Genomic DNA, 19,759 nt, shown 5'->3' on the forward strand with positions numbered 1-19,759 from the left:
CATGCAATCCACCGATCGGCCGGAAACCCGGCTGGCAACACGCCTTGCCTTTCTGGTCGCGGGTTTCGCCCTCGCCTGCTGGGCGCCGCTCGTCCCATTCGCCAAGGATCGTCTCGCGGTCGATGACGGCGTGCTCGGTATGCTGCTGCTTTGCCTGGGCCTTGGTTCCGTCGCTGCGATGCTTGCCACCGGCATGTTGAGTGCGCGCTACGGCAGCAAGCCGATCATGATCGCGGGTGGCTTGGGCCTCGCGCTCATTTTGCCGATGTTGACCGTGGCTAGCACGCCCTTCACCCTCGGCATTGCACTCGCGGCTTTCGGCGCCTGCCTGGGATCGCTTGATGTCGCCATGAACATTCACGCCGTCGAGGTCGAGAAAGGCACTGACCGACCGCTGATGTCCGGCTTCCATGCGCTGTTCAGCATAGGCGGCTTCATCGGCTCCCTGGTCGTCACGCTTCTCCTGTCCGTCAGGGCCGGTCCGCTTGTCGCAACATTGCTATGCTCGGTGCTGATGATCGTCGCCATGGTCGTTGCATGGCCGCGGCTGCTCCGCACCGTTCAATCGGAGGACACGCCGCTCTTCGTCATGCCCCGCGGCTTCGTGCTGCTGCTTGCGGCCCTTGCGGCCATCACCTTCCTCGTCGAAGGCGCCATCCTCGACTGGAGCGCACTGCTTCTCACCACTCAAGGGAGGGTCGATGCAAGCCACGGCGGTCTCGGCTACATGCTGTTCGCGATCGCGATGACGGCGGGCCGCCTAGCCGGCGATGCCATCACCGCAAAGGTCGGAGACAGGGCGATCATGCTATGGGGCGGCGTGATCGCGGTCGCAGGCTTTGTCGTCCTCCTCATCAGCCCGATTTCGATCCTTGCCATGAGCGGCTTCCTGCTGATCGGCCTCGGCGCCTCCAACATCGTCCCGGTTCTGTTCCGCAAGGGCGGCGCGCAGAAAGTCATGCCGGCTGGCCTGGCCGTCGCCGCAATCACCATGACCGGCTATGCCGGCGTCCTGGTCGGCCCCGCCGGCGTTGGCTTCGCGGCGGATCATCTGGGCCTGCCCGGCGCCTTCTGGATGCTCGCTTTATTGCTCTGCGTCGCGCCTCTCTGCGCCGGCATCGTGGCCCGCAATCGAGATCAGGAAGAGGGAGAGGCCGATGCGCATCGCTCATACCGCTCTATGGACGCCTGAATCGGCACTGCAGCGGCGTTCCGGAGGCCATTTCGGTGTGACGGTCGGCGAGCCAGATCGAACCGGCAACCGGCCTCCGACATCCCCCTAGCGCAACGGCAATCTTTCGAGTTCGCCACCTCCGGAAACGTTGCACCCTCTTGAGTGGCGAAGGCTGGCGGCGGATTTTTCCGTCGCCAGCTTATTTCTTCCGATCGAAGCCGATCCTGATCGAAAACCTCAAAAACAAAAGCCCCCACCTGCCTTCCGGCAAGCGAGGGCGCTCAATGCAATCGGGAAAACCCGCTAGATCAGATATCCGCCTGGGACGTCACGATGCGCGAGACCAGGCCGTAAGCCTTGGCTTCCTCGGCGGAGAGCCAATAGTCGCGGTCCGTATCCTTGGCGATCTTTTCGATCGCCTGGCCGGTGGCTTCCGAGAAGATCCTGTTCAAGCGCTCATTCATCTTGATGATTTCGCGTGCCTGGATCTCGATGTCGGAGGCCATTCCGCGCGTGCCGCCGGACGGTTGGTGCAGCAGGAAGCGCGTGTTCGGCAGGCAGATGCGGCGCTCCTTTGGAGCGGAGACATAAATCAGCGCACCGGCGGAAGCGACCCAGCCAGTGCCGATCATCCAAACCTTCGGCTTGATGAACTTGATCATGTCGTGAATGGAATCGCCGGATTCGACATGGCCGCCGGGCGAATTAACGTAGATGCGGATATCATCGTCGCTGGCGGCGGCAAGCGCTACGAGCTGCGAGCAGACCTTCTGCGCCAGCTCCTGGGTGATACCGCCATAGATGAAGATCGAACGCGACTTGAAAAGATTCGCCTCCGCGTCCTTGCCCAAAGGCAGCTCGGTCTTCTTGTCTTCCTGTTCGTCTTCGTCGTTCATTCAACTCTCCAGCATGATGCGTCGTTCACCGCACATAGTGCGACTCAATGCGTAAAACAATGCCGGAAAAAGACAAGGCGGGAATAGCGACTGACAACATGGTGTTATGGTTGCGGATTACCGAAATGTAACTTGAATGGCTTTGAAAAGCCGAGATTGGATCCTACGTCAGGTCAGCGCGGTCAAGAATCGCGCCCCGAATTTACAGCAACAGATTGCCAAGGAGGCCATCATGTCGCCTGAAGAACGTCAACTGCTCGCGTCTCTCTTCGATCGCGTGCGCTCCGCTGCCAGCACCCAGCGCGACGCCGATGCGGAGACTTTTATCAACCAGTCGGTCCGCGACCAGCCCTATGCGCCCTATTTCCTGGCGCAGGCCGTCATCATGCAGGAACAGGGCATGAAGGCTGCGGCCGATCGCATCCAGCAGCTCGAGGCGCGTGTACACGAGCTCGAGCAGCAGAGCGCCCAAGCCAATCAGCCGCAGGGCCAGAGTGGCGGTTTCCTCGGCGGGATAGGCTCGCTCTTCGGCGGCGGCCAGCAACAGCAGCGCGCACCCGCGCCGCAAGCCGCCAGCCCGCAGCAGCAGGGTCGCCTCTATGACGACTATGCCCGCAATGCGCCGCAGCAGCAGCCCGGCCCATGGGGCGGCCAGCCGCAACCGCAGCCATCCGGCCCATGGAGCCAGCAGGCAGCGGCCCCTTCGGCGGGCGGTAGCTTCCTGCGCGGTGCGCTTGGCACGGCAGCCGGCGTCGCCGGTGGCGTGATGCTGGCGGAATCGCTCTCCAGCCTCTTCAGCCCGCATCTCGGCGGCACAGGCGGCGGTCTCTTCGGCGGCAATGCCGGCAGCGGCCTCTTCGGAGGCACGGCAGCCAACGCAGCCGAACAGCCGGTGCAGGAAACCATCATCAACAACAACTATTTCGGCAATGACGATCAGAATGATCAAAGTGCCGCCGATTACGCCCAGGATGCTGCCCAGGACGCTCAGGACGACGACAATGACGATTCGTTCGACAACAGCGACGACGACAGTTCGTTTGCCTGAGCCGGTACCAGCCCAACAAAAAAGCCGCAGCCGCCATCCTTGGATGGCGGCTTTTTCATTCAGCCTCGGCCGCGATAGGGCTGAACGCCCTGATCCGGCAGCCAGACGCCTTCCGGCGGCTTGCCGGTCTGCCAGAAAACATCGATCGGGATGCCGCCGCGCGGATACCAGTAGGCGCCGATGCGGAGCCACTTCGGCTCCAGCAGGTCCACCAGACGCTTGGCGATATAGATCGAGCAATCCTCGTGGAATGCGCCATGATTGCGGAAGGAATGCAGGAAGAGCTTCAGCGACTTCGATTCCACCAGCCATTCGTTCGGCACGTAGTCGATGACGATATGGGCGAAATCGGGCTGTCCCGTCATCGGGCAAAGCGAGGTGAATTCAGGCGCGGTAAAGCGCACGACGTAATCGGTGCCGGCATGGCCCGCCGGCACTTTTTCGAGAACGGCCTCTTCCGGATTGCTTGCGGTTTCCGTCTGGCTGCCGAGCATCGACAGGCCGGACACATCGGTCTTGGGCATCTCAGGTCTCCTTGATCACTTTGACGCGGAGACCATGGGCCTTCTCGCCCTCCGGCTCCACATGAATGGTTATTTCGGCACCCGCATGGATCGCCCTTATGGCGTCTTCAAGGCGGTCGCAGATTCGATGCGCGTCACGTACCGGCATGGCGGCAGGCACCACCATATGAAAATCGACGAAGGTCACCGCCCCTGCCCGCCGCGTCTTCAGATCGTGAACGCCAAGCGACCCCTCCGCATTCCTGGCGATCGCGTCCTTGATGGTCTCCTCCTCCTCCGGCAACACTGCCTTGTCCATCAGCCCGTCGATGGAATTGGAGATCACCTTCCAGCCCTGGTAAAGGATGTTGATGGCGACGAGAATGGCAAGCACGGGGTCGAAGATCGGGTGGCCGGTGCCGAGCGCCAGCAGCAAGCCGATCAGGACCCCGATCGAGGTATAGACGTCGGACATGATGTGCTGCCCGTCCGCCGTCAAAGCCGGCGAGCGATGCGTCCGGCCGGCTCGCAGCAGAGTCAATGCCCATATGCCGTTGATGACGCCGGCGACGAAGTTGATCGCCAGACCGAGCACCGGCGCCTGCATCGGCTGCGGGTTGCCAAGGTGCCCGACCGCCTCCTGCACAATCATCAGCGCCGCAACGACGATCATCACCCCTTCGGTGACGGCGGAAAGATATTCGGCCTTGTGGTGACCGAAGGGATGGTCGTGGTCGGCCGGCTTCTGCGCGTAACGGATGACAAAAAAGGCAATGAAGGCCGCAACGACATTAACGAGCGATTCGAGCCCGTCGGACAGGAGCGCCACCGAACCTGTCAGCCACCAGGCCAGCATCTTCAGCCCCATGACGCCGAGCGAGAGCGGAATGCCCCAGAGGGCCAGCCGCCTGATCGTATCGTTTCCCTGACTGTTCATGCCCTTCTCCAGTATCCCGCGCCTGCTTATGCGAATGAATTGCAAGAAAGGCGCCGTTGAAATGCAAAACCGCCCGCGCGAATTTCGCGCAGGCGGCTCATTGACGGTTCATATGGGGCACGGCGCTAAAATTGTCAAAGGCAGCATAGCCCTTAATGCACCGCAATTCATCTTCAAGGCTGGCGATCGTGATTGCGGCGGCGCATTGAAGCTTTCGCGTATCTGTGCTCGCTGCAACTGGAAACCAATGATACGCTCACCTTTAAGAGATCATGCCGATAGCTGACCTGGCAAACGGACTTCGAGGCGTTTGCTCGCCCGGCCGTTGACGCCGAACGGAAGATCTCCAAGAAACATGGTAGAATATGCCCATTCCTGACGACACCGCCGACACCATGACATCCACCCCAACAAACATGTCAGATCATCATATGGTCTCGGCTGGCGCTTTTTCGGAGGACGAGCGCAGGGCGGTCTATCGCGCTATCGAAACGCGGCGCGACGTACGCGACCAGTTCCGGTCTGATCCTCTGCCCGACGACCTCGTCCGGCGCTTGCTCGAGGCGGCCCATTCGGCGCCATCAGTCGGCTTCATGCAACCATGGAACTTCATCCTGATCCGTCAGCCGGAGACGCGCGAGCGCGTCTGGCAGGCATTTCACCAGGCCAATGAGGAAGCCTGCAGCATGTTCGAAGGTGATCGCCGCGCGCAATATCAGCGGCTGAAGCTGGAGGGTATCCGAAAGGCGCCGCTCAGCATCTGCATCACCTGCGATACCAAGCGCGGCGGCCCGGTCGTGCTCGGCCGCACGCATAACCCGGCAACCGATGTCTATTCGACCGTCTGCGCCGTCCAGAATCTCTGGCTTGCCGCAAGAGCCGAGGGCGTCGGTGTCGGCTGGGTCAGCATCTTCCATGAAGACGCCATCAAATCGATCCTCGGCATACCCGAGCATGTGAAGATCGTCGCCTGGCTCTGCATCGGCTATGTCGACGAGCTCTACGACATGCCGGAACTTGCCGTGAAAGGGTGGCGCGAGCGGCTGCCGCTCGACAAGCTTGTCTTCGAGGAAGGCTGGCAGGATTGCGATGATATGTAAGGGCCGCCGCTCTGCGGCAACCCTCGACGGATCAAGGTGTTACGATCTGAACGTAACAAACGAGATCACATTGCCATCCGGGTCACGCACATGAAAGTCCGTGCCGCCCCAGGCCTGCTTGGCGAGCGGTTGCGCGAACTCGACATCCCGCGCCTTGAACTCCTCGAACAATCCCTGAACATTCGAAACCTCGATAGAGGCGAGAATGAGCGACCCCTCCTTTGCCGCCGCAGCAGCAAAATAGGGCTCATAGACAAGCCGCAAGTGGATCCAGATGCCGTCGCGCGACACCGCTCCATAGAACGGCGGTGCGCCATGCAGAAATTCTGCTGCAAAGCCCAGCTTCTCCCGGAAGAAAGACGCGCTGGCGGTCACATCCCGCACAAAAAGGATCGGAATGACGCTCTTGAAAATCGGCGGTTCCGATGATGCCGCCGGCATCTTCGGCGCATCCACTGCCACGGCCTTCAACTCGGTCCAGTTCTTGTGCCCCGCTTCGACCGCAACGATCTCCTGCGCCAGGGTCAAAGGGAATTTCATCTCGAGGATCTCGCGATCCGTCAGCGCCTTGAAGCGGTCGAGCGTTCGTACTCTTCCGCCAATGGAATAATCACGATCACGGTGCCAGCGCATCAGCAGCTTGGCTTGTTTGCGATAGGTATCAAGGGTTGGCATGGGCAGACTCCTGCTGGGGATAATCAGCGGGCAGGCCTAGCCCTTTCGGCCCCAATGCCGATGTGCCCCACAGGAACGACCGAGAGGTTAGGGTACAACCTGCAGCAAGTCAAACTGCCTCACGGCAGAGCTTGGCTCGCAGCGAAACGCTCATCCTTATTGTGCAGGCGCAAGGACAATCGCAGCATCCACGGCAACGACGTCCAAAAGCCGGAGGTCAGTCCCGCCTGCCTCAGCGCGGCCGCGGTCCAAGTATTGCATCCCATCAGCGCGTTGAAATATCCCCGCGCCTCGAAGAACGCATCATTCGGTCCATAATTGCTGCCGATCAGCGGGCTTGGTCGATTATCCGTCTGCTCGAGACTGCCGAGAATGAACTGCTCGAGCCGCTCCAGCCCGTCGGCATCAATGCCGATCGCCGTGACGCCAGGCGCATTCAGGGGAATATCACCCGCTAGCTCCGCATGAATGACTGAACGATCCAGAGCGAAGCTCTTCAGAACAGGACCAGTCTTCAAATCAGCCCATGTCCGCGTCTCCGTATAGAAACTCCGGCCGCCCCAGCCGAAAACGAGATAGCGCAGGTTCGGATTGTCGAGATCGAGCCCGGCTGTCCGCAAGAATGCGAAACGGTCGATCAGATCGCCGTCGACGGGGATGGCAATATCCGTATGGATGGGATTGCTGAGCATGAGGATTTGTTGCGAGCGCTCGGCTTTTCCAACCGGCTCGTCATGCCAGAGTGGCCGCGGCACGACGATGCCAATGCCGACGACCGTCACGACGGTAAGCATGGCGAAGAAAACGCCCTTGACTATCCTTGAAATCACCGACCGAAGCCCCCGCCGACATTGAATGTCTTCCGCGGCTTGTTGGCTCTTTCAAGGCAAAAACGCCCCCATGCACTCTTTCTGAGCGCTGGGGGCGTTCAAACTGCGGAGCCGATGGCTCGCGCGCATCAGGCAGCCTTCGTCTTCACTCGCCGCGCCAGATGCGCCACCACATTCTCGATCATCCGCATGCCGGCATCGCCGCCGAGCGTCATGATCGATTCCGGGTGGAACTGCACGGCCGCAATCGGCTCTTTCACATGCTCGATACCCATGATCGTGCCATCTTCGCTTTCGGCGGTGATGGTGAATTCAGGCGGCAGGCTCGACGGATCAGCAAAGATCGAGTGATAGCGACCGACCGTCACTTCACGGCCAAGACCGGAGAAGACCAGTCCGGGTTCCAGCACGCGAATGCGCGAGGGCTTGCCATGCATCGGGATCGCCAGATGGCGCAATTCGCCGCCATAGGCTTCGGCGATTGCCTGCAGGCCCAGGCAGACGCCGAAAATCGGCAGGTTGCGCGCCCTTGCCTTCTTGATAGTCGCCTTGCAATCGAAATCCTTCGGATTGCCAGGCCCCGGCGACAGCACGATCAAATCGGGGTCGAGCCGGTCGAAGACCTCTTCCGGCACCGGCGTGCGCACGGTCGAAACCGTCGCGCCCGTCTGGCGGAAGTAATTCGCCAGCGTATGGACGAAGCTGTCTTCATGGTCGACGAGCAGGATCTTCACGCCCTTGCCGACAGAAGCGACGTCACGTTGCTGTTTGCCGGAATTGCCGGTCTTGGCATCACGGATGGCGGAAAGCATGGCGGAGGCCTTCAGTTCGGTTTCGGCTTCTTCTTCTTCGGGGATCGAATCGTTGAGCAGCGTCGCGCCAGCCCGCACTTCGGCAATGCCGTCCTTAATGCGCACGGTGCGCAGCGTGAGACCGGTGTTCATGTCGCCATTGAAGCCGACCATGCCGATCGCGCCGCCATACCAGGCGCGCGGGCTCTTCTCGTGGTTTTCGATGAAGCGCATGGCCCAAAGCTTCGGCGCGCCCGTTACCGTAACGGCCCAGGCATGGCTCAAGAAGCCGTCGAAAGCGTCCATGTCGTCCCGCAGCCGGCCTTCGATATGGTCGACCGTGTGGATCAGGCGCGAATACATCTCGATCTGACGGCGGCCGATGACCTTGACCGAGCCCGGCTCGCACACGCGGCTCTTATCGTTGCGATCGACGTCTGAGCACATGGTCAGCTCAGACTCGTCCTTCTTGGAGTTCAGAAGCTTCAGGATCTGCTCGCTGTCGGCGATAGGATCATCGCCGCGCTTAATCGTGCCCGAGATCGGGCAGGTCTCGATGCGGCGGCCGGAAACGCGCACGAACATTTCGGGCGATGCTCCCACAAGATATTCCTGATTGCCGAGATTGATGAAGAAGGAATAGGGCGATGGATTGATCGCCTTCAGGCGTTTGGAAATATCGGACGGCTTGCTGTCGCAGCGCTCCATGAATTTCTGGCCTGGCACGACTTCGAAAAGATCGCCCTTGCGGAAGCTCTCCTTCGCCTTGACCACCAGCTCGGCATATTCACCCGGGCGATGATCGCTCTTCGGCGGAATGGCGTCGGTGTGGCGGAACGGCTCGGGCATGATCTCGCCGGACTTGCCCTCCGTCGATTGGCCGTCCTTAGCGAAGTCGTAGCGATCGATCCAGGCCTTGGCGGAATAGTTGTCCACCACCAGAATCTCGTCCGGCAGATAGAGCACCATATCGCGCTGGTCGTCCGGGCGCTTGAGCTTCAGGTTGATGGCGTCGAACTGGAACGCCAGATCGTAGCCGAAGGCGCCATAGAAACCGATGCTGGCATCGGCCTGCGAATAGAACAGCTCGGTGACAGCACGCAACACGGTGAAGACCGTCGGCATCTTCGAGCGTTCTTCCTCGGTAAAGACCCGATCCGGCGTCTTCACCGTCAGATCGAGCCGGCGCGGCGTCGAAGTGCCGATGATGACTTCGGAAACCGTCTTCAGCTTTTCCGCGACGAAGCCGAGAATGACCTCGCCCCGCTCGTTATAGGCTTCGATCCACACATCGCGCCCATTGCAGGAAAGACCGAGCGGCGGGTCGACGATGGCGGTATCCCAACGCGTATAGCGGCCAGGATATTCGTAGTTGGAGGAAAAGACCGCGCCACGGCGCTCGTCGAGCTTGTCGATATAGGACGATACGGCATCCGCATAGGGCGTCGGCCGGCGCTGCCGGGTGACGGTAATGCCGCCCTTCGTCTCGTAGATTTCCGCACCATCATCCCGAAGGATCGTTACCATTGTTCCTCACTCCGTTGTCAGGCCCGGATGACAGGCGGCCAATATAACAAAAAAGCCGCCTCGAAATCTCGGGCGGCTCACTCGTCGTCTTTGAACACGATTGGTCGAGGCCGCCTCAGCGCGCCCACCACCAAACTGCAATGTTGTTCAAGGACATGTTCATGGCGGGAATTGTTAGCGTGAGATGAGGTGATGCGCAAGCCGCAATCTCGGCAATGGGCAGAAACGATTTTGCGTCTCTGCCCATCCTATATTCCTACTCCTGCCCCCTCGCCGCCTCGAAGAACTCCTCCGGACTGTCCACCTCGACCAGTCGCTTCCGGTCGATGAGCCAAAATCGGTTGCCGACCGAGCGCACGAAACTGCGGTCATGGGAAACAAGCAGGCAGCTTGCCTCGCCTTCCGTCAACTCGCCCTCCAACGCCTCCTGTCCGTCGATATCCAGATGGTTGGTCGGCTCGTCCAATAGATAGAAGTTAGGATTGGTGAGCCGCAGCACCAGCATGGCAAGCCGCGCCTTCTGCCCGCCGGACAGACGGCCGATCTCCTTCCCCTGCATGTCGATGGCGATTCCGACGCCGGCAAGCACGGTGCGGGCACGCTGCTCACCGAGCTCGAACAGGCGCGTGATCATCCCGAGCGGCGCGTCGTCCTGGCCGAGACTGGAGAGCGCCTGGTCGCTATAGCCGAGCACAAGCGACGGCGTCGGCTTGATCGCTCCACCGCTCGACGGATCGGCGATGGCCCTGCGGATCATCTCGACAAAGCGCGTCTTGCCGGCGCCATTCTGCCCGAGCAGCACGATGCGATCGCCCTGGCAAATCCATTGCTGCCCTGTCTTGAACAGCAGCGCGCCGTCAGGCGTCGTTACCGCGGCATCCTCCAGCGTCAGAAGTACCTTGGCCTGGATGCCGCGATTGGTGAGCTTGATCGAGCCGGAAGAGCGTTCGCGGTAGCCCGGCCTCGCGCCGTCCTCCAGCTTCTCGGCCCGCGCCTTCAGCTGCTTCGTCTTGACGGTCAGCAGATCGCTGCCGGAATTGACACCGAGATTATAGAGCTTGGCCGCCTGCTTGCGCAGCTGCTGCGCCGTCTTCATCTCCTTCTGATAACGGCGCTCATCGGAAGCATTGACCTCATCCAGCGCCGCCCGCGCCCGGCTATAGGGCAGCGCATAGCTCTGCGGCTGCTCCTGACGCAGGAAAAGCGTCCGGTTGCAAACGGCATCGAGGAAGGAGCGGTCGTGGCTGGCGATGATCACAGGCACGTCACGCGGCAACGCATTCAGCCAATCCTCCAGCAGCGCGATCTTGGCGAGATCGAGGTGGTTGGTCGGCTCGTCCAGTAGCAGCACGTCGGGCTCCGTTACCCATACGCGGGCAAGCATGGCAAGCCGCTGCCAGCCGCCGCTGAGCTGGGCAAGGGCCCTCTCCCGCATCGCCGCCGGCACATCAAGGGAATCAAGGGTGACGTCGGCGCGCCAGCTTTCGCTCGCGACCTGCTCTTTCGGCAACGCGCGGAGAACGGCATCGTAGAAGGAAACTTCCAGCAGGTTCGCCGGCACATTCTGCTCGACGTAACCGACGCGGAGACCTCGGGCGCGGGTAATATCGCCGGTCGTCGGCTCCTGCCTGCCCGCTATGCAGTTAAGCAGCGTGGTTTTTCCGCGTCCGTTCGCGGCCACGATGCCGACGCGATCACCGGCATCGACGGTGAAGTTGAGATTGGAAAACAAAGGCGCACTCATGGTGACGCCCAGATTGCGGAGATTGATCAGAGCCATGGTCTTTTCCGGTCTTGCTCGAGCATTCTCCCGACATCGCCGGCGGCTCCTCCTGCCGCGCTGCAGATGCGGTTGGCCATATGCCGGCCAATGCTCGAAAGATGTCACGACGCGGCCGCACAAAAGCGTGAGCCCACGTCTCCCAAAAGGGCAGACCAGAAGAAATGAGTGAGTTACAGCCTCTGATCAGCCCTGCAAACGCATCTGCAGGGCACGATTCGGACCGAACTGGCGAATATGCCAGACTATCTTTGTCATACGGTCCTCCTCTCTTTTATCTGAATAGGTTTAAAGACTGCGCGCTTCCCATAACACCGGAGACTGCGATTTGCAATTGCGCAACCCCTCCCGCATCTCTTCAAAAGAGCAAAAAAGAGGCGGTGCCGAATCACCGCCTGAGTTTGCCGCGTCGATGTAACAGCTCAGAACCGCTGGGTCAGCGTCAGCTTGAAGGTCCGGCCGGGCTCGGAATAATAAGAAGCCCGCTGCGTTTGCGAACCTGCGTAGGACGGAGAATTGAGCGAGTCGTAGTAGGTCTTGTTGAAGATGTTGTAGATACCGCCGCGGATGGTGAGACCCTTCACCTGCTCCGGCTCCCACCAGCCCGTCAGATCGAAGATGCCGTAGCCGGGCGCGCGCAGGGTATCGCCGGTCTTCTTCGGCTCGCTGGTCGCAGTGACGAAGGTCAGATCCGTTCCCCAGACTTCGGTGGCATAGCCGACCGTGAAGGCCGCCTTTGCCGGGGCGACGGAGTCGATCCATTGGCCGGTGTCGGAGTCCTTGCCGTTGACGTAGGCAAGAGCGCCCTTGATGTGCATGCCGTTGTCGAACTTCTTGTGCGCGTTCATCTCGACACCGTACATGCGGACATTGGCACGGTTGAAGTATTCAGTAATGCCGAGCGGGTAGGTGCCGGTCGGATCGTTCGACCGCGACGTGTCGATGAAGTTCTTGTATTTGTTGTAGAAGACGCCGACATGGCCGCCGAAATCGTCATCGCCGAGGTTGGTGCCGATTTCGATGCCGTTGCTGGTTTCGGGCTTTAGGTTGGGATTGCCATAGTTCACGTAACCGCCGGGCACGCCGTAGTTCACGTAGAGCTCGCTGACGTTAGGTGCACGGAAGGCCATGGCCCACTGCGCGTAAAGCTCGATATTGTCTTGCGGCTGGTACGAAGCGCGCAGCTTCGGCGAAATGCGGCTGTCCGACTGGCCGGCAGGCAGGCCCTGATAGTTGGCGCTGTCACGGAAGGCGGCCGTGTTCTTCGGCGAGTAGTCATACCAGTCAAAGCGCAGGCCCGGCGTCAGCGAGAAGTCGCTGGAGCCGAACTCGATCTTGTCGTCGATAAAGGCGCCGACGCGCTTGCTGTCCACATCGGGCATGTCGGACTGGTTGGTATGCAGGAACGAGCAAGAGAAGGCCCAACGCGGGTTGGCGCAGCTATCCTTGCCGGCCGAGTACTGATGTATCTTGCCGAAAGACGTATCGAGACCGAAGGTGACCTTGTGATGCAGGCCGCCGGTGTCGAACGACTTCGACGCATTGCCGCTAAACCCGATGCTGCGGTTCTCCATTTCGTTGCGGCGCCAATAGTCGCCGATGACGGAGGTGTAGCGGTAGCCTTTGACACCGTTTTCACGCAGGAGATTCTGCCAATAGAAGACAGCATTGGCGGTATCGACAAGAGAATCGGCGCTCTCTGCTTCATACTTGTAATCGAGCGAGATGCGATTGCGCTCTACGTTGTCGGTCTGATCGTAGTTGCCGGGCCGGAAGTTGCCGGTCGGGCTCTGCAGATGCATCGCATCGATGGTCTTGTCTTTGTTGTAATGCTCCGCCGTGATGCCGAATGTGCCGATATCGGTATATTGCCGGATCTTGAAGAGGCCGCTCTTCTGATTGTAGTCGGCCGGATCCGCCTCCGTGCGCTTGGTCGAATAGCCGCCGATATCGCCGTTGTTCTCAAGCTCGTGACCACGCGTATAGCCACCCTCGAAAAGAACGGCTGTATTGTCGATGCGCTTGGCAATCGCCGCGGACCCGCCGATGCTCCGGTCATCACCGTTATAACCGAGCTTGAAGACGCCACCCCAGGTAGAACCGGGCGCGATCAGATCCTCAGGCTCCAGCGTGCGCAGCACGAAGGCGCCGCCGAGAGCCCTCGAACCGCCGCGGCTGGAATCGGCACCACGCACGATGTCGACACTGGAAAGCGCGTTGAAATCGAAGCTGTTGATACCGCCTTTGGCATCGCGGGACGCGTCGAGCAGATAGGGAATTTCGATGCCGTCGACCGTCGTCAGCACACGATCGTCGCCAAGACCGCGAATGTTGACGCCACCCGTGGTGCGATTGAAGCCGACGCCAACCTCGGTGCTCCGACCGAGATCCTCGATACGCGTGATCTGCTTGTCGTCGATTTCCTTTGCCGTCGTCTCGCTCGCGGTCGGTGAGTCGGCAAGCGCATCCTGCGTCGCCTTGGCCTTACCCTTGACGACGATCGGCTTCAGGTTGGTCACACGATCGCTTTTGGCAGCTTCGCCCGTCGCAGCATCAGCTTGGGTTGCTGTTTGCGCAAATGACGTCGTCGCCAGCCCAAGGGCGAAAAACGCAGTGCATGCCAATAGGGTCGAGCGGTAGCGCCGGACAACCATAACCATTCCTTTCGAACTGCTTCACCGGGCTGGCTGGTTGCTGCATCGGAAGCAGACAAGGGGCTGGCTGGGTTAGTTTTGTTAACAGGACGGAAATATTCCGCCTTCTTTCTGCCGCATAGAAAACATGACTATTATTGTCAATATATTCGGCGCGAATAATCATGAATAAAATTATCATGTTTAAAGCCAAACCGAGAAAGTTGCTGAATTGCAACGAAACGACCACCTCAGGCGTTCTATCGGCATCATCATTAGAGTTGGCTGATTTACTTGATGCTGTTCAGAATCGTTTCACTAAGCTCTACGATCTTTATGCTTATGGCCGCTGCCCTTCCGCAAACCGGTCCGATACCGGAACAAAAGCCGGACAGCGGACAGGAGCAGCCGGCCGAGACCCCGCCGATCCCTATGACAAAGCCGGCAGTGTCTTCGGAGGAGCCGGCGGCCCCAGAAGATCAGTCGGCTACTGGCGAGATGCAGGGGCCGCCTCGCCCGCCGTTGACGATTGCCTCGGAACCGGACGAAGAGCACATCGCCTGCATGACGAAACTGACCGCCATGGGCGCGACCCTTAAGGAAATCCCACGCATTGACGATGGCAATGGCTGCGGTATCGACAAGCCCATCGCCCTCGCCTCGCCGCTGCCAGGCATAGAACTCAAACCCGAGGGCAAGATGCGTTGCGAAACCGCGCTGGCGCTCGCTCAATGGATGAAGACAAGCGTCATCTCTTCCGCTGCCGCACTGGAGAACGGCAAGATCGTCACGATCAATCAAGCATCGACCTATATCTGCCGTCTGCGCAACAATGCTTCTGCCGGCAAGATTTCTGAACATGCCCGCGGCAATGCCATCGATATCGCCAGCTTCACTTTCGAAAATGGCAAAACCATCGGCGTCGAACCCAGGCGCGAAGATCCGACCCTAACGGGCGCATTCCAGCGCGCGGCAAGCGCTTCGGCCTGCCTCTACTTCACGACCGTTTTAGACCCGGAGAGCGACGCCGCCCACGAAACGCATTTCCATCTGGATGTGCTCGAAAGGAATGGCGGCTTCCGATATTGTCATTAGGCGAAGGCATCTGAAAACCACAGATCCCTATAGATCGCGACCGCGGTGTCATCGGGCGCGCGATCACGCGTCAGCCAGACCGATCGGATGGACCAGGCGCCTGGAACGGTTGGAACCTTGCTGCATTGAGCTGGATCCGATGCCCCGACGCAAGGAATGAAATAGGCAGGCATCAATGCCCGAGCATCATACCCCCACTCCGTGCGGGTAATGCGAACGGCAAGGCCGATCCTGTCATTGGCATGCCACGGTATGATGATCCGGCCTCCGGGCCGCAACGCCTGCAGCCACGACACTGGCGGCGCGACGACGCCGGCATTCACATAGATCAGGTCGGCATCCGGCAACTCCAAAGAGGTTGCATCGCCGTGAATGACGGAAATGCCCTCGAATGAAGCGAGATTTTTGCGCGTCCGCTTCGCCAATGCCCTGTCGATTTCGATAGCGTAAACATGGCCGCCCGGCGCCACGAGCGTCGACAGAAGAGCGGTATAATACCCTGTTCCCGTTCCGATATGAATGACCGTCTCGCCGGGCCCCGGAGCGACCGCACCAATGAAGGCCGCATGGAGGAACGGCTCGCCGTTGTTGATCCCCTTTGCTCTATCCAGCGCAACAAGCACATTCTGATAGAGAAAGGCGGGATCGTCGCCCGGCGTTTGGAGATAGCGCCTGTTGACCACAATCTGCCACGGCCCCGGGCCCATGAACGCTTCTCGCCTGATGATGTTGAAGGCCTGCTCCAGCCTCTCATCCGAGGAGTTGCTGGCGGCGGCCATCATCTTCGCATGGAAGGCGCGTATTTCGTCCAGACTGGCGCGGCTACCTGCGGTCACGATCTGCCTCCATCGTCACATGCGATGATGTCGATACCCGCCAATGATCTTGCTAGCGATTTCTGCCACGTCAACGGCGCAGATGCTTCGATGCGCCTGGCAATGACGATTCTTCTCGCCGACGACTTCGGTGCCGGCAAGCGCCAGCACCGGACTGTGCTGGGAGTTGAATCAAATTCTGAACTTAAAACAGTCCCTCGATGTAGCCCTGATCATTGAGGAAAATCCTCTCGGCTGCCGGTGCTTTCGGCAGGCCCGGCATTGTCATGATCTCGCCGGTAATGGCGACGACGAAGCCGGCGCCTGCTGACAACCGCACCTCGCGAACGGGCACGATATGCCCTTCTGGCGCGCCGCGAACGTTCGGATCCGTCGAGAAGGAATATTGCGTCTTCGCCATGCAGACCGGCAGGTGGCCATAGCCCTGGTCTTCCCAGGACCGCAACTGATCGCGCACGGCTTTGTCCGCGGTTACCTCACCGGCATGGTAGATCTTCGAGGCGACGATCTCGATCTTCTCCAGGAGAGGAAGATTGTCCGGATAGAGCGGCTGGAATTTCGCCTGGCCGGATTCGGCAAGCTCCACCACCTTATGCGCGAGATCAACGATGCCGGCCGAGCCCTCGGCCCAGTGACGGCACAGGATCGCTTCGGCGCCAAGGCGCGCGACATAATTCTTCAGCGCCTCGATCTCCGCCTCGGTATCCGAAACGAAGTGATTGATGGCAACGACGACGGGCACGCCGAACTTGCGGACATTGGCGACATGCCGGCCGAGATTGGCGCAGCCTTTGACGAGCGCCTCGACATTCTCATTGCCGAGACCCTCCTTCTTGACACCGCCATTCATCTTCAGCGCCCGCACAGTCGCGACGATGACCGCCGCATCCGGCGAGAGGCCGGCCTTGCGGCACTTGATATCGAAGAACTTCTCGGCACCAAGATCTGCGCCGAAGCCCGCTTCCGTCACCACGTAGTCGGCCAGCTTCAATGCCGTGCGTGTGGCGATCACCGAATTGCAGCCATGGGCGATATTGGCAAAGGGGCCGCCATGTACCAGCGCCGGATTGTTCTCCAGCGTCTGCACCAAGTTAGGCTGCATCGCGTCCTTCAAGAGCACGGCCATGGCGCCATCGGCTTTCAGGTCGCGGGCGTAGACGGGCGTACGGTCGCGGCGATAGCCGACGATGATGCTGCCGAGCCGCTTCTCCAGATCCTTGAGGTCGGCTGCCAGGCAGAGGATCGCCATGACTTCGGAGGCCACGGTGATGTCGAAGCCGCCTTCGCGGGGAAAGCCATTGGCAACCCCACCAAGCGAGGAAACGATATCGCGCAGCGCACGATCATTCATGTCCATAGCTCGGCGCCAGGTTATGCGGCGAATATCGATATTCTGCTCGTTGCCCCAATAGATATGGTTGTCGATCAGCGCGGCGAGAAGATTGTGGGCGGAGGTGACCGCATGGAAATCGCCGGTGAAATGCAGGTTGATGTCTTCCATCGGCACGACCTGCGCATAGCCGCCGCCAGCCGCGCCACCTTTCACGCCGAAGCAGGGGCCGAGCGAAGCCTCGCGCACGCAGACCACCGTCTTCTTGCCGATCCGATTCAGGCCGTCACCGAGGCCGACCGTCGTGGTGGTCTTGCCCTCACCCGCCGGTGTCGGATTGATGGCCGTAACGAGAATCAGTTTGCCATCCTTCTTCTCGGCCTGCGCCGCAATGAAGCCGGCACCGATCTTTGCCTTGTCATAACCGTAAGGCGCCAGATCTTCCGCCGGAATGCCGAGCTTGGCACCAATCTCGATGATCGGCAGCTTATTCGCCGCACGCGCGATTTCGATGTCAGATGCCACGGTCGCCATTAAACTTGCCCCCAACACACGGTCATTCGCATGTCGGGATAAACCAATAAGTTTCCGGTGTGAATAGGAGCGATGCGGTGTCTTCCGCGAAATGATCCGCCTTGTCGCGAGGCACCGGCACACCTATTTTCGGGATCCAAATTCAAAGCGAGAACAAAGGAAAAGATATGAAGTCCCTGGAATTGCTGGTCGAGCGCATCATTCTCTCCAGTCGCTGGCTTCTGGTGGTCTTCTATCTCGGTCTTGCCGCCTCGCTCGCCGTCTATGCGGTTTCGTTTATCTATAAGTTCTACAAGGTCGCGATCAACGCTCTTGTCTATGACGAAGCCGATATGATCCTGGCCATTCTCGGCCTCATCGACGCCGCCCTGGTGGCGAGCCTGATCGTCATGGTGATGATTTCCGGCTACGAGAACTTCGTCAGCCGATTCGATGAAGGCGAAGACCAGGTTTCCTTCCTCGGAAAACTCGATTCAGGCAGCCTCAAGATCAAGGTCGCCTCCTCGATTGTCGCCATCTCCTCGATTCATCTGCTGCAGATCTTCCTGAACGCCACTCAGTATGACAACGCCAAGCTGATGTGGTTCACGATCATTCATCTCGCCTTCGTCGTCTCGGCGCTGCTGCTCGGATTCCTCGAAAAGATCATGGCGAAAGCAAAAGCCAAGGATAGCTGAGGCCGAAACGGTCGCTATTGACCGACCATGGCCGATCGACCGGCCGGCGATGGCGGCGGCGCAACGCAATCCGAGATCGGCTGATCGCTCCCACAATTGCGTGCCGAAACCAGTACAATAGCGTCGGCGAGTTCCGTCGTCAGCTTCAGCTTGAGGGCATCCATCTGCGAAATGAGATGGATGCCGTTGGGGTCGGTTCCGAGCATCAGATCAACAAGCGATTTATCGATACCCATCTTGCCGAAGAATCCGACCAGCCGCGCCTTCTGCGCCCTGTCGAGCTTGGTCGTATCGTACTTGCCGACGAACTTGCGCCCGATCTCCCTCTTAGAAAGGATCTTGCGCTTGCCGTCCACCACTTCATATTCGGTACGATACTGGACGCGCACCTCGCTGTAGGTCGTCGTAATCTGATGAACGCCCATGAGTGCGAATGGGCTGTAGACACGCTGGATACCGCCGGTGAAAAACAGCGGGCAGGCGGAAAAACAGACCGCGCCCGCCGAATATGGTTCTCCCTTGATCGAGCCATCCTTGGCGATCGCAGCCGAGCAGATCGGCTCGGCATAGGGGCATAGGCGCGAGCGGGTGCGGCCAACTGCAATGGAGAGCTTCTGCTTGCGGATCGCATAAGCCATCTCCGTCGCCGCCTTCACGTCGCCGCCGGGCGAATTGACGACGATCGGCAGCTTTCGATTGCCGAGCTGCTTCAAGAGCTTCCGCAGCTTCCTTGGCGAATCCGCCATGATCTGCCCTTCCGCCGAGATCCAGTCGGGGCAAGTATCATCACCACGGCATTGGCCCATATCACCATGAACAAGCAGGAAACGCATGGGCTGGCCACTGGCAACCTCCGCCGCATCGACAGCCAAGGGCGACAGGACCAGTAGCGAAACGGCCGTCAAAAGCCACAACGCCATTTGACAACACCGCGTTGCAAGCTGCGGCAAGAAGCGAAAGTTCATAAGATACACGCCTGGAAGCGATTGCTTTGGCAAGACCGATAGCAACCGCTTTGGGCCTTCGCAAGGCACGGCCCCGCACCGCTATATTATTTAAGGAAAGACAGGTCGCTAGCACGCTTCAGGCGGATTTGACTGCTGCCGTTAGTCGGGGTCTTCGGCCGGCAAAGCTTGCTCGATGAGGGCTCAATTGCAGCCACAACCCATCATACCATATAAGCAGAAAATCACTCTACCATAAGCATGTCTAGGACACGATATCAAGCCCGTGAGTCAATATCGGTGACGATCCGCTTTTCCGGATAAACCGCCTCAGGCATGGTTTGAGATCATGGACACCTTCTTGCCAAATCCCATTTTGATGGCGTCCGCCGCATATTTTGGGCGCATTTGCCGATATCAGAGGCGAGTTTTTCACTCAAAATTGCCGT

Annotated in this window: 16 protein-coding genes; 5 read left to right on the forward strand and 11 right to left on the reverse strand. The window is 59.7% G+C overall.

Going from position 1 to position 19,759, the window contains the following annotated elements:
- The first annotated feature begins 1 nt into the window (after window position 1).
- Window positions 2-1,192 carry an MFS transporter gene (locus tag GA0061102_RS22510; protein ID WP_092853396.1) on the forward strand — a complete coding sequence of 397 codons (1,191 nt, stop codon included), beginning with the start codon at window positions 2-4 and terminating at the stop codon, window positions 1,190-1,192.
- 290 nt (window positions 1,193-1,482) lie between these two features.
- Here GA0061102_RS22510 and GA0061102_RS22515 read toward each other — a convergent pair whose 3' ends face one another.
- Window positions 1,483-2,070: an ATP-dependent Clp protease proteolytic subunit gene (locus GA0061102_RS22515; RefSeq protein ID WP_092853398.1), complete on the reverse strand. Its 588-nt coding sequence runs from the start codon at window positions 2,068-2,070 to the stop codon at window positions 1,483-1,485.
- Window positions 2,071-2,302: 232 nt separating this feature from the next.
- On the opposite strand from GA0061102_RS22515, the gene GA0061102_RS22520 reads away from it, so the two are divergent.
- The gene (locus GA0061102_RS22520) at window positions 2,303-3,118 is read left to right on the forward strand and encodes a DUF2076 domain-containing protein (protein WP_092853468.1); all 816 of its coding nucleotides are present in this window, start codon (window positions 2,303-2,305) and stop codon (window positions 3,116-3,118) included.
- Between the two features lie 59 nt (window positions 3,119-3,177).
- Here the strand turns inward: GA0061102_RS22520 and queF are convergent, their stop codons facing one another.
- Together queF and GA0061102_RS22530 are read right to left on the reverse strand one after the other, a co-directional pair.
- Window positions 3,178-3,642: a preQ(1) synthase gene (gene queF / locus GA0061102_RS22525; protein ID WP_092853400.1), complete on the reverse strand. Its 465-nt coding sequence runs from the start codon at window positions 3,640-3,642 to the stop codon at window positions 3,178-3,180.
- 1 nt (window position 3,643) lies between these two features.
- Window positions 3,644-4,558: a cation diffusion facilitator family transporter gene (locus tag GA0061102_RS22530; RefSeq protein ID WP_092853402.1), complete on the reverse strand. Its 915-nt coding sequence runs from the start codon at window positions 4,556-4,558 to the stop codon at window positions 3,644-3,646.
- A 416-nt stretch (window positions 4,559-4,974) separates the two neighbouring features.
- On the opposite strand from GA0061102_RS22530, the gene bluB reads away from it, so the two are divergent.
- The gene (bluB, locus tag GA0061102_RS22535) at window positions 4,975-5,658 is read left to right on the forward strand and encodes a 5,6-dimethylbenzimidazole synthase (RefSeq protein WP_092853470.1); all 684 of its coding nucleotides are present in this window, start codon (window positions 4,975-4,977) and stop codon (window positions 5,656-5,658) included.
- 39 nt (window positions 5,659-5,697) lie between these two features.
- On the opposite strand, the gene GA0061102_RS22540 is transcribed toward bluB, so the two are convergent.
- The 5 genes from GA0061102_RS22540 to GA0061102_RS22560 form a co-directional block, all read right to left on the reverse strand.
- The gene (locus tag GA0061102_RS22540; RefSeq protein ID WP_092853404.1) at window positions 5,698-6,333 is read right to left on the reverse strand and encodes a glyoxalase superfamily protein; all 636 of its coding nucleotides are present in this window, start codon (window positions 6,331-6,333) and stop codon (window positions 5,698-5,700) included.
- A 119-nt stretch (window positions 6,334-6,452) separates the two neighbouring features.
- Window positions 6,453-7,163 carry a TIGR02117 family protein gene (locus tag GA0061102_RS22545; RefSeq protein ID WP_245298107.1) on the reverse strand — a complete coding sequence of 237 codons (711 nt, stop codon included), beginning with the start codon at window positions 7,161-7,163 and terminating at the stop codon, window positions 6,453-6,455.
- A 128-nt stretch (window positions 7,164-7,291) separates the two neighbouring features.
- Window positions 7,292-9,481: an anthranilate synthase gene (locus GA0061102_RS22550; protein ID WP_092853408.1), complete on the reverse strand. Its 2,190-nt coding sequence runs from the start codon at window positions 9,479-9,481 to the stop codon at window positions 7,292-7,294.
- A 256-nt stretch (window positions 9,482-9,737) separates the two neighbouring features.
- Complete coding sequence (locus GA0061102_RS22555; RefSeq protein WP_092853410.1) at window positions 9,738-11,261, reverse strand: ABC-F family ATP-binding cassette domain-containing protein; 1,524 nt, start codon at window positions 11,259-11,261, stop codon at window positions 9,738-9,740.
- Between the two features lie 422 nt (window positions 11,262-11,683).
- Window positions 11,684-13,915, reverse strand: coding sequence for a TonB-dependent hemoglobin/transferrin/lactoferrin family receptor (locus GA0061102_RS22560; RefSeq protein WP_167668039.1), 2,232 nt, complete (start codon window positions 13,913-13,915; stop codon window positions 11,684-11,686).
- 276 nt (window positions 13,916-14,191) lie between these two features.
- On the opposite strand from GA0061102_RS22560, the gene GA0061102_RS22565 reads away from it, so the two are divergent.
- Window positions 14,192-14,989, forward strand: coding sequence for an extensin-like domain-containing protein (locus GA0061102_RS22565; RefSeq protein ID WP_092853414.1), 798 nt, complete (start codon window positions 14,192-14,194; stop codon window positions 14,987-14,989).
- On the opposite strand, the gene GA0061102_RS22570 is transcribed toward GA0061102_RS22565, so the two are convergent.
- Window positions 14,986-15,825, reverse strand: a complete 840-nt coding sequence (locus tag GA0061102_RS22570; protein WP_092853416.1) for a protein-L-isoaspartate O-methyltransferase family protein — start codon at window positions 15,823-15,825, stop codon at window positions 14,986-14,988. The genes GA0061102_RS22565 and GA0061102_RS22570 overlap by 4 nt on opposite strands.
- A 184-nt stretch (window positions 15,826-16,009) precedes the next feature.
- Complete coding sequence (locus tag GA0061102_RS22575) at window positions 16,010-17,689, reverse strand: formate--tetrahydrofolate ligase (RefSeq protein WP_092853418.1); 1,680 nt, start codon at window positions 17,687-17,689, stop codon at window positions 16,010-16,012.
- 167 nt (window positions 17,690-17,856) lie between these two features.
- Between GA0061102_RS22575 and GA0061102_RS22580 the strand changes: the two genes are divergently transcribed.
- Window positions 17,857-18,366, forward strand: coding sequence for a TIGR00645 family protein (locus GA0061102_RS22580; protein ID WP_092853420.1), 510 nt, complete (start codon window positions 17,857-17,859; stop codon window positions 18,364-18,366).
- Between the two features lie 14 nt (window positions 18,367-18,380).
- Here GA0061102_RS22580 and GA0061102_RS22585 read toward each other — a convergent pair whose 3' ends face one another.
- Window positions 18,381-19,286: a COG3904 family protein gene (locus GA0061102_RS22585; RefSeq protein WP_245298108.1), complete on the reverse strand. Its 906-nt coding sequence runs from the start codon at window positions 19,284-19,286 to the stop codon at window positions 18,381-18,383.
- Window positions 19,287-19,759: the final 473 nt, after the last annotated feature.

The sequence above is a fragment of the Martinezella miluonensis genome, assembly GCF_900094545.1.
GTDB classification, from domain to species: Bacteria; Pseudomonadota; Alphaproteobacteria; order Rhizobiales; family Rhizobiaceae; genus Rhizobium; species Rhizobium miluonense.